Consider the following 9,345-nt stretch of genomic DNA (forward strand, 5'->3'; position numbering starts at 1 on the left):
GGCTACGACCGCGCGTACTCGCTCAGGCCCACGGGCCGAGTGGCCCCCGCTCCCCGGTGGGATGAGGCCTTCGCGTGGGATGGGCACGCGCTCACCACGGCTCGCCCCGTGCGAATCGATGTGGGAGCCGCCGGAAAGGGATACCTCGTGGACATCATCAGCGGGATGCTGGCCGGGGCTGGCCACACGGAGTTCATCGTCGACGGCAGCGGCGACATCCGGCACAGCGGGGCGGTGCCCATTCGTGTCGCGCTCGAGCATCCGACAGACCACACCCTAGCGATCGGGGTCGCCCACCTGCGCGGCAACTCGATCTGCGCATCAGCCTCCAACCGCCGGGCGTGGGGCGATGGCCTGCATCACGTCATTGACGCCACCACCGGACTGCCCACCCGGCGCGTGATCGCCACCTGGGCTGTGTCGGCCCTCGCGCTCGAAGCCGACGGCCTCGCCACCGCACTGTTCTTCGCTGACCCCACGCGCCTGGGGGCCGAATTCGACTTCACCTGGGTGCGGATGCTGTCAGACGGCCGAGTAGAGTACTCGCCACACCTCGACGGGGAGATGTTCACATGAAACAACAACTCGACCGAATCACCGGTGCGATCCCCATGCACAAGCTGGTGCTGATCGGCCTGGCGGCGATCACCGCGCTGTCGTTGCTGCTCGCCCTGGCCAGCCAACTCTCGGCGCAACCCGTCGAACTGCTTGCCTCGCTCGCGGTGTCGGTTGGTGTCACGGCGCTGAGCGGCTGGCTGGCAGGCCTCGTCGCACGGCGCCGGTTCCATATCGAGTCATCCATCATCACCGGCCTGCTGGTGTTCATGATCATGGAGCCCAGCACAGACCCTTTCGTGCTGCTGGGTATCGCCCTCGCCGGGGTCATCGCGAGTGCATCCAAGTACCTTCTGGCGTTCCGTGGTCGGCACATCCTCAACCCGGCGGCGGTCGGAACGCTCGTGATCGGAATTGTTGGCACCGCATATCCGATCTGGTGGATCGGCACCCTCTACCTTCAGCCGGTCATCATCATCGGGGCACTGTTGGTGCTCTATCGCACCCAGCGGCTCGCCCTCGGGGTCACCTTCGCCGCGGTGGCCGGGTCGATCAGCGTCGTCGCCTCTCTTCTCGGTGGTAGCACAGTTGAGGCCGCCCTCAGCTTCGCGTTCATCTCATCGTCGCTCTTTTTCTTCGCCGGATTCATGCTGAGCGAACCGCTCACCCTTCCTCCGCGCCGCTGGCAGCAGATCGCCGTCGCCGTTATCGCCGCACTCGTGTTCGCCGTGCCGTTCAACTCGGGCTACGCCAATAAGTACCTGCTGGCGCTGCTGGTCGCCAACCTGGTGGCCTTCGCGTTCGGCCAGCGCCGCGGCATCCGGCTCCGCTACCTCGGCAAGTCCCCGGTCGGGCCGACCACCTTCGAGCTGTCATTTCAGCCGTCGCGCCCGGTGCGCTTTTCCCCCGGCCAATACATGGAACTGGGCATCCCGCACCGGCGCGCAGACTTCCGGGGTGCCCGACGGTACTTCAGTATTTCGTCGGCGCCCACCGTCGACGGGCCCATCACCTTCGCAATCACCGTGCCCGAGAAGAGTTCCAGCTTCAAGCGGGCGCTGCTCGACCTGGAACCGGGCGCGATCGTGCACGGCACGGGAGTCGGTGGCGACTTCTTTTTGCCCCGGGATGCCTCGGAGCCACTGTTGCTCGTCGCGGGGGGCATTGGCATCACCCCCTTCGCCAGCCAGCTTGCGCACGCGACCGCCCGCGGAGAGAAACGTGATGTGGTCGTCGCATACGCCACCAGTTCGACGGGAGCCCTGCCCTACGGCGCGCTGCTCGAGAGCTCGGGAGTGCGCGTCGTGCTGTACGCCCCCGAAGCGCCGTCGCCGTTGCCGGCGGGTTGGCAGTACGGCGGCAGCGGCCGCGTGACCGGCGAGCGGCTCACCGCCGCCATCCCTGACCTGGCCCGGCGTCGCGCCTACGTGTCGGGCCCGCCTGCTCTCGTCAACGACCTGCGGAAGGCGCTGCGCTCGCAGGGCGCGAAGCGGGTGCACTCCGACTCCTTCTCGGGCTATTGAGCCCCTCGGGCCCGCTCAGCATCCCGTTCGGCGTGCTCAGCGGAGCAGCCCGAGCGCGCGCACCGCGTCGCGCTCCTCGACGAGTTCGGCCACCGAAGCGTCGATACGCGACCGCGAGAACTCGTCAACGGTGAGCCCGTCCACGATCCGCCACTGTCCGTCACGGGAGGTGACCGGGACCGAGCTGACCAGCCCCTCCGGAACTCCGTACGAGCCGTCAGACACGATGCCCGCCGAGGTCCAGTCGCCGTCGGGGGTGCCTGCCATCCAGTCGCGCATGTGGTCAGTGGCGGCATTGGCAGCGGATGCCGCAGACGACAGCCCGCGGGCCGCAATGATCGCCGCCCCCCGGTTCGCCACCGTCGGAATGAACTCGTCGGTGACCCATGCCCGGTCGGCCACGACCGGCGACCCGTCCACGAGTGCGTGCGTGAGGTCCGGATACTGCGTGGCCGAGTGGTTTCCCCAGATGGCGAGCCGCGACAGGGACGCGACCGGCGCCCCGAGCCTGACCGCGAGCAGCGCGACAGCACGGTTGTGGTCGAGCCGGGTCATCGCGGTGAACCTGCTGGCCGGGACATCCGGGGCATGATCGCGAGCGATCAGAGCGTTCGTGTTGGCCGGATTTCCCACCACGAGCACCCGGATGTCATCGGCCGCGTGGTCATTGATGGCGCGACCCTGCGGGGCGAAGATCCCACCATTCGCTGCGAGCAGGTCGCTGCGCTCCATCCCCGCGGCCCTCGGTCGGGAACCGACCAGCAGTGCAACATTTGCGCCGTCGAATGCCTCGGCCGCATCATCCGTCACCGACACCGATTCGAGGAGCGGGAACGCGCAATCCGCAAGTTCCATGGCGACACCCTCGGCGGCGGCGAGCGCCGGGGCTATTTCGAGCAGCCGCAGGTTCACCGCAACGCCGGGGCCTAGCATGGCGCCGGACGCGATGCGAAAAAGCAGGGAGTAGCCGATCTGGCCCGCGGCTCCGGTGACGGTAATCTTCACCCTCATGACAGTACGCCGTGCCCGGCCGTGAAGGGGCGTTGGCTTTCGGCCGACGTGTCTACCCCTCATACGGGGTAGAGGCGCCCGGCAAATCCCTATAAGTTAGCGGGGTGAGTCGACTCCCGAAAGCCGTACGCATGGCAATATTCTCTCTTGGCGCTGCCCTGACGTTGGGGGGGTTTCGTATGGATCTTCTCGGCGTCAGCAACAGGGTCGCTTTCGGCCGTGTCAGCACAATCGCTGCAGGCCGGTGCCACTTCCCAACAGCGCGGAGATCGACCGGTCACCGCGACACCATCGCCTACCAGGACCCCACGGCCCACCCCGTCGCCTAGCAGCACCCCCACTCCGACCCCGCCGCCTGTGGCTGCCCCGGCTCCGGTCGTGGAAGCCGCGCCAGAGCCCGCACCCGCACCTCCACCTGCGTCGCCCCGATCGGCAACGGCTGAGGAAAGCGCAATGGCGAGCGAGGTCGTCGTGTTAGCGAATCAGAAAAGGGCCGAAGTCGGATGTGGGCCTGTTTCTGACGATTCCGCGTTCGCTGCGGTGGCACATGCTCACGCCGTCGATATGTCCGAGCGTAACTACTTCGACCACACCACACCCGAGGGCGTTACCCCCTGGGATCGCGCTGGGGCCGCCGGGTTAGACGCCCGAGGGGAGAATATTGCGGCGGTGTCCCCCACATCGGCGGGCGTTATCGAAGCCTGGATGGGCAGCCCGGGCCACCGAGACAACATGCTCAACTGCGAGCACACGAAGCTCGGTGTCGGCGTGTACCTTACCGGCCCGCACAGCCCATACTGGGTGCAACTCTTCGGCCAGTAGAATCACTCATTGCTGGGGGAAGCGGTACCGCGCCGCATTCACCGGTTCGGATTGGAATCATGAATCGTCTCCCGAAGGCCGTACGCGTCGCACTAGTCTCCCTCGGCACTGCCACCGTGCTCTGCGGATTCGTGTGGGTGTTTTCCGCCTCTGCGACAGGGTCCCTCTCGGCCACTTCGGCACAATCGGCGAGGAGCGGCGACGCCGTCCAGCAGTCCTGGGATCGCCCGATGGCTGCGTCGCCGTTGCCCACCACAACGTCGACCCCCTCACCAAGCCCCCCCGCCGCCCCGCTCCCCCCGCCCGAGGCGCCTGCGGCTCCGGTAGTCGAGGCGGTACCGGAGCCGGCACCAGCACCGGTGCTCCGATCACCCACAGCCGAGGAAGCCGCGGTGGCCAGTCAGGTCGTCGCCATCGTGAACCAGCGACGCGCCGAAGTCGGATGCGGCCCCGTCTCCGAGGATGCCCCGCAAGCGGCTCTGGCCTTTGCCCACAGCGCCGACATGGCTATGCGCAACTACTTCAGCCACTACACGCCCGAAGGGCTCTCGCCGGTGGATCGGTCCGTCGCCGTAGGGCTGACCACGGGGTGGGAGAATATCGGGGCAGGCATGCCGACGGCGGAGAGTGCCATGGAAGCCTGGATGGGCAGCCAAGGCCACAAAGATAACATCCTCATGTGCAGTCACACCAAGCTCGGCGTGGGTGTGTTCCAGGGCGCCGGTGACTACGGCATCTATTGGACGCAACTCTTCGGCTAATTATTGTCATCACTGGTCGACCGACCCATCTGGATCAGCGGATCGTCTCCTCTCCCCCTCAAGATGGGGTAGAAGCGCCCAGCGAATTCCTATAGGTTTATGCGGTGAATCGACTCCCGAAAGCCGCACGCATCGCGATAATCTCACTCGGCGCCGCCATTACGTTGGGTTGCTTCGGATGGGTGTTCTCCGCCTCGGCGACAGGATCCCTGTCGGCAATATCAGCACAATCACTGCGAAGCGGTGACGCTGCCGGGCAGCGCGGGGATCGCCCGATGACGGCATCCCCCTCGCCCTCTGCGAAACCGAGCCCCTCGCCGTCGCCAAGCCCTCCCGCTGCCCCGGCCACTGCTGCTCCCCCGCAGCCCGAGGCGCCCCCTGCTCCAGTAGCTGAAGCCGCACCGGAGCCAGCACCCGCACCGGCACCTCCCCGCTCACCAACTGGCGAGGAAGCCACGATGGCGAGCCAGGTCGTCGCCATCGTGAATCAGCGGAGGGCCGAGGCCGGATGCGGGCCTGTCGCAGAGGATGCCGGACTAGCGGCCGTAGCCTTCGCGCACAGCGCCGACATGGGCACTCGCAACTACTTCGCCCACGACACGCCGGAAGGGCTCTCACCCTGGGATCGAGCTGCCGCTGGCGGAGTATCTGCGAGTGGCGAGAACATCGCTGCCGGCCAAACAACCGCCGAGAGCGTCATGGAGTCCTGGATGAACAGCCAGGGCCACAAAGACAACATCCTCAATTGCGGGCAGACCAAGCTGGGCGTGGGCGTCGCGCAGGGAAGCGGCGACTACCGCATTTACTGGACACAACTCTTCAGCTAGCGATCTGCGCTGGCCGTTCGTTGGAGAGGTCATCATCCGCTTACCGTCTGCGCCGTTGCGGGGCAGGCGCTACAGCTGTAGCGCCTGCGCGGCTCTGGAGCGCACGGGTTTGGGAGCACCCGATGGGCCGCCGGTGCGACCCGGCGTCGCGGCATCCACTCCGCTATCTGCGCAGTTTCGTGGCGACGGCCGTGTGGCGCGCACACGCGCTTGTCCCAAAGGTGCGCAGAAGCCGCGAGGAAGGCGGGACGGCACACGCAACACGGGCCCCGACCTACGGCTAGGGCCGTGTTGATCGTGGTGACCTAACCTCACCAGCGAATGTCAGACGCAGGACACGAGCTCCCGAGGAGCCACCCGGCAGACCCACAACGGGGCAGACCGAAGTGGCTACGCGAGCCGCGCCGCCAGATTCTTATCAAGGGTGTCGAGGAATTCTTCTGTGGTTTCCCATTTCTGGTCCGGCCCGACCAGCGCCGCGAGGTCTTTGGTCATGTGTCCGGCTTCGACGCTCTTGATGACGACATCCTCAAGGGTGTCGGCAAATTCGGCGAGCGCCGGGTTGCTGTCTAGCTTGGCGCGGTGGGCGAGCCCCCGGGTCCAGGCATAGATCGAGGCGATCGGGTTCGTGGAGGTGGGCTTGCCCGCCTGGTGCATCCGGTAGTGGCGGGTGACGGTGCCGTGTGCGGCTTCGGCTTCGACGACCGACCCATCCGGGACCGACAGCACTGAGGTCATGAGCCCGAGCGATCCGAAGCCCTGGGCCACGGTATCTGACTGCACGTCTCCGTCATAGTTCTTGCAGGCCCAGACATATCCACCCTCCCACTTCATGGCCGAGGCGACCATGTCGTCGATGAGTCGGTGCTCGTAGGTCAGGCCGGCCGCCTCGAACTTGACTTTGAACTCGTTCTCGAAGACCTCCTCAAAGATGTCTTTGAAGCGACCGTCATATGCCTTCAGGATGGTGTTCTTCGTTGAGAGGTACACCGGGTAGTTGCGTGTCAGGCCGTAGTTGAGCGACGCCCGCGCGAAGTCGATGATGGAGTCGTCGAGGTTGTACTGTACCTGCGCTACGCCGTCGCCGGGGGCGTCGAACACCTCGAACTTGAGCGGCTCGGTGCCGTCGTCCGGAGTGAATTCGACGGTGAGCTTGCCCTTGCCGTGGAATCGGAAGTCGGTAGCGCGGTACTGGTCGCCGAACGCATGACGGCCGATGATGATGGGCTTGTTCCAGCCGGGCACCAGTCGCGGGATGTTGGAGATGATGATCGGCTCGCGGAAGATCACGCCGCCGAGAATGTTGCGGATCGTGCCGTTCGGGCTCTTCCACATCTTCTTGAGACCGAATTCCTCGACCCTGGCCTCGTCTGGCGTGATGGTCGCGCACTTCACGCCGACACCGTGCTTTTGGATGGCGTGGGCCGCGTCAATGGTGACCTGGTCATCGGTCGCGTCGCGGTGCTCGATGCCGAGGTCGTAGTACTCGAGATCAATGTCAAGATACGGGTGGATCAGTGTGTCTTTGATCTTCTGCCAGATGATGCGGGTCATCTCGTCGCCATCGAGTTCGACGACGGTGCCTTCTACCTTGATCTTCGACACGCTGATCTCCTTAGTCTTTTGGGCCGTGAACAGCATACTCGTTGAGAGAAGTATCTCGATATCGAGATACTTTCCGTGTTGAGTTCTGGTACTCGACGCATTGGCGCGTTACCCTGTGTGCATGGGTGAGCTGAGACTGGAAGAACTTTCCGCAAAGACCATCGTCGCTGCGAATAATCTCACGCTTCGGCGCGGTCAGGAGCAGTTCGTCACGCCGCCGTCGTACGCGATCGCGGATGCCTACCTCAGCCCGATCACCTCGTGGCCGCGGGTCGTGCTCGACGGCGACGAGGTCGTGGGCTTCATCCGCGGAAACTTTGACTCGGAGGCCACGCAGGAAGAATTTCGCAGCTGCATTTGGCGCGTCAACGTGGCGGCGAATGCCCAGGGCTCCGGCATCGGCAGGTTCGCCGTTCTCGCGCTTGCCGAAGAGGCCAAAAGCCGCGGCTTCGATCGGGTGACCGCGGTGTGGGAACCCGGCGACGACGGGCCTGAACAATTTTTTCTCCGAGTCGGGTTCACCATCAGCGGCCAATCCCAATACGGCGAAAATATCGGCGTGCTGGGCCTGTAGTGCCGCCGCCTGACGATTTCGTTGGCAGCGTACTCGCGGTGGTCGATTCGATCCCACCCGGCATGGTAATGACCTACGGCGATGTCGCGGCCGCAATCGGATCCCGCGCCGCGAGAGCCGTCGGTCAGGTGATGTCGCATTACGGGTCGGATGCCTCGTGGTGGCGAGTGGTACGCGCGAGCGGTCATCCGGCGCTCGACCACGAGCAGCGCGCGCTCGAGTTCTTCCGCGCCGAGGGCACCCCGCTGACGTGGTCACGGGGCGGAGTCTTCCGCGTGAACCTGCCCGCGGCGCGCTACACGCCGTAGGCAGCACCGCCACCGCAGGCGCACCCTCCCCGGCCGCCGCCCCGCGCCCCGTCCCGCGCTCTCGCCCCGCTGCCCCCTCACCCCGCGCTCTCGCCCCGCTGCCCCCTCACCCCGTTCGAAATGACGGACTTTGCGTCGGCTCTCCGCGCGTTCGCGGGAACTCGAGACCGCGTCATCCACTCTTCTCCGTCATTTCGGGCGGGGAGGTGAGTTCTGCACCGATCGTGGATGACGAGGGGTGCACCGGAGCCAAGCTGCCGATGCTGCTTACATGCGAACTATCTACTACGACATCTGGCGGCGCGGCGGTGTTGCCCGCACCTACGAACTGCTGCGTGACGGACACACGTCGCGCCAGCTCACGGGAGCGGTTCGCGCGGGCTTGATTGTGCGCGCCCGGCAGGGTCATTACGTCTGCCCCGAACTCAACGAACTCGAGCTGCAGGCAGTGCGCGTCGGCGGACGGCTCACTGGTCTGGCTGGTGCTCGCCGCCACGGCATCTGGACTCCCGCTCACGCACCACTGGAACTGACTGTTTCACGGGATGCCCGAGCCCTTCGTAGTCCGATCGACTCAGCGGTGCGGCTCAAGCAGCTCCGCCGACCTCGGGTGCGTGTGCACTGGACAGACCGAGCCACGCCCGGAACGCGATCCCTCGTTGGCCCGCTCGGTTGTGTGCTGGAAGTGGTCAGGACACAGCCGGCCAACATCGCGTTCGCCGTTGTCGAGTCAGCGATCGCCCTCGGCATGATTTCGCTGTCCGATTGGAGGAGGGCCGCACGATCACTGCCGACGGCGACACGGCTCAAGCTTCGTGGAGTGAACAAGCTCAGTGGAAGCGGAGGCGAATCACTCGCGAAGGTCGAGTTCATCTGCGCGGGCATCCGGTTTACGCAGCAAGTACAGGTCAGCGCTGGCGTGAGAGTGGATTTTTTGCTGGGAGACCGACTTGTAGTCGAAATTGATGGGGCCGAGTTTCATACGACTCGGGAGGCATTTGAGGAGGACCGTCGCAGGGATGCTCTTTTGCGAGCCCTGGGATATCGCGTACTGCGATTCAGCTATCGGCAGGTGCGCGAACGTTGGGGCGATGTGATCAGAGCGGTCAACGCGGCGATCGCTAGCGGCGACCACTTGGCCTGACGCTCGAGTTGCGCCGCGGCATCCATCGGTCTATCGATCCATCCAGGTCCGAAATGACGGAGTTTGCTTCTGTTGTGGCCCAGCCCGGCCCGCTGTGTCGGTACCCGACCAAGCTCGGATCCGTCATTTCGGACGACGGACAGGGACGATAAGGGGACGACAGGGGTGAAATGGGGTTAGAGCAGGGGAGGCCAAGAGAGAATGAGGAACAGAGG

General features: G+C 65.4%; 11 protein-coding genes. 8 read left to right on the forward strand and 3 right to left on the reverse strand.

Annotated elements, in window-relative coordinates; genetic code table 11:
- A partial coding sequence (locus RMN95_RS14300) for an FAD:protein FMN transferase (RefSeq protein WP_309617582.1) occupies nt 1-576 on the forward strand: 576 nt, incomplete at its 5' end.
- Entirely contained in the window at nt 573-2,078 is a 1,506-nt protein-coding gene (locus tag RMN95_RS14305) for an oxidoreductase (RefSeq protein ID WP_309617583.1), read from the forward strand. The genes RMN95_RS14300 and RMN95_RS14305, both read left to right, overlap by 4 nt.
- A 36-nt stretch (nt 2,079-2,114) precedes the next feature.
- Here the strand turns inward: RMN95_RS14305 and RMN95_RS14310 are convergent, their stop codons facing one another.
- Nucleotides 2,115-3,083 (reverse strand): malate dehydrogenase, encoded by a 969-nt coding sequence (locus RMN95_RS14310; RefSeq protein ID WP_309617584.1) that lies wholly within the window; start codon nt 3,081-3,083, stop codon nt 2,115-2,117.
- Between the two features lie 459 nt (nt 3,084-3,542).
- Between RMN95_RS14310 and RMN95_RS14315 the strand changes: the two genes are divergently transcribed.
- Nucleotides 3,543-3,911 (forward strand): CAP domain-containing protein, encoded by a 369-nt coding sequence (locus RMN95_RS14315; RefSeq protein WP_309617585.1) that lies wholly within the window; start codon nt 3,543-3,545, stop codon nt 3,909-3,911.
- Between the two features lie 59 nt (nt 3,912-3,970).
- On the forward strand, nt 3,971-4,672 hold the full coding sequence (locus RMN95_RS14320) for a CAP domain-containing protein (RefSeq protein WP_309617586.1): 702 nt from the start codon (nt 3,971-3,973) through the stop codon (nt 4,670-4,672).
- A gap of 97 nt (nt 4,673-4,769) precedes the next feature.
- On the opposite strand, the gene RMN95_RS14325 is transcribed toward RMN95_RS14320, so the two are convergent.
- Complete coding sequence (locus tag RMN95_RS14325) at nt 4,770-5,021, reverse strand: hypothetical protein (RefSeq protein ID WP_309617587.1); 252 nt, start codon at nt 5,019-5,021, stop codon at nt 4,770-4,772.
- 109 nt (nt 5,022-5,130) lie between these two features.
- Between RMN95_RS14325 and RMN95_RS14330 the strand changes: the two genes are divergently transcribed.
- Nucleotides 5,131-5,499, forward strand: coding sequence for a CAP domain-containing protein (locus tag RMN95_RS14330; RefSeq protein ID WP_309617588.1), 369 nt, complete (start codon nt 5,131-5,133; stop codon nt 5,497-5,499).
- A 390-nt stretch (nt 5,500-5,889) separates the two neighbouring features.
- Here the strand turns inward: RMN95_RS14330 and RMN95_RS14335 are convergent, their stop codons facing one another.
- Entirely contained in the window at nt 5,890-7,104 is a 1,215-nt protein-coding gene (locus RMN95_RS14335) for an NADP-dependent isocitrate dehydrogenase (protein ID WP_309617589.1), read from the reverse strand.
- A gap of 121 nt (nt 7,105-7,225) precedes the next feature.
- Here RMN95_RS14335 and RMN95_RS14340 point away from each other — a divergent pair, with 121 nt between their 5' ends.
- The 3 genes from RMN95_RS14340 (at nt 7,226) to RMN95_RS14350 (ending at nt 9,130) form a co-directional block, all read left to right on the forward strand.
- Nucleotides 7,226-7,678: a GNAT family N-acetyltransferase gene (locus RMN95_RS14340; RefSeq protein ID WP_309617590.1), complete on the forward strand. Its 453-nt coding sequence runs from the start codon at nt 7,226-7,228 to the stop codon at nt 7,676-7,678.
- The gene (locus RMN95_RS14345) at nt 7,678-7,986 is read left to right on the forward strand and encodes an MGMT family protein (RefSeq protein WP_309617591.1); all 309 of its coding nucleotides are present in this window, start codon (nt 7,678-7,680) and stop codon (nt 7,984-7,986) included. The genes RMN95_RS14340 and RMN95_RS14345 overlap by 1 nt, the downstream gene beginning before the upstream one ends.
- Before the next feature lie 271 nt (nt 7,987-8,257).
- Complete coding sequence (locus RMN95_RS14350) at nt 8,258-9,130, forward strand: DUF559 domain-containing protein (RefSeq protein WP_309617592.1); 873 nt, start codon at nt 8,258-8,260, stop codon at nt 9,128-9,130.
- Nucleotides 9,131-9,345 lie beyond the last annotated feature (215 nt).

The organism is Salinibacterium sp. (genome assembly GCF_031364185.1).
Taxonomy (GTDB): domain Bacteria; phylum Actinomycetota; class Actinomycetes; order Actinomycetales; family Microbacteriaceae; genus Rhodoglobus.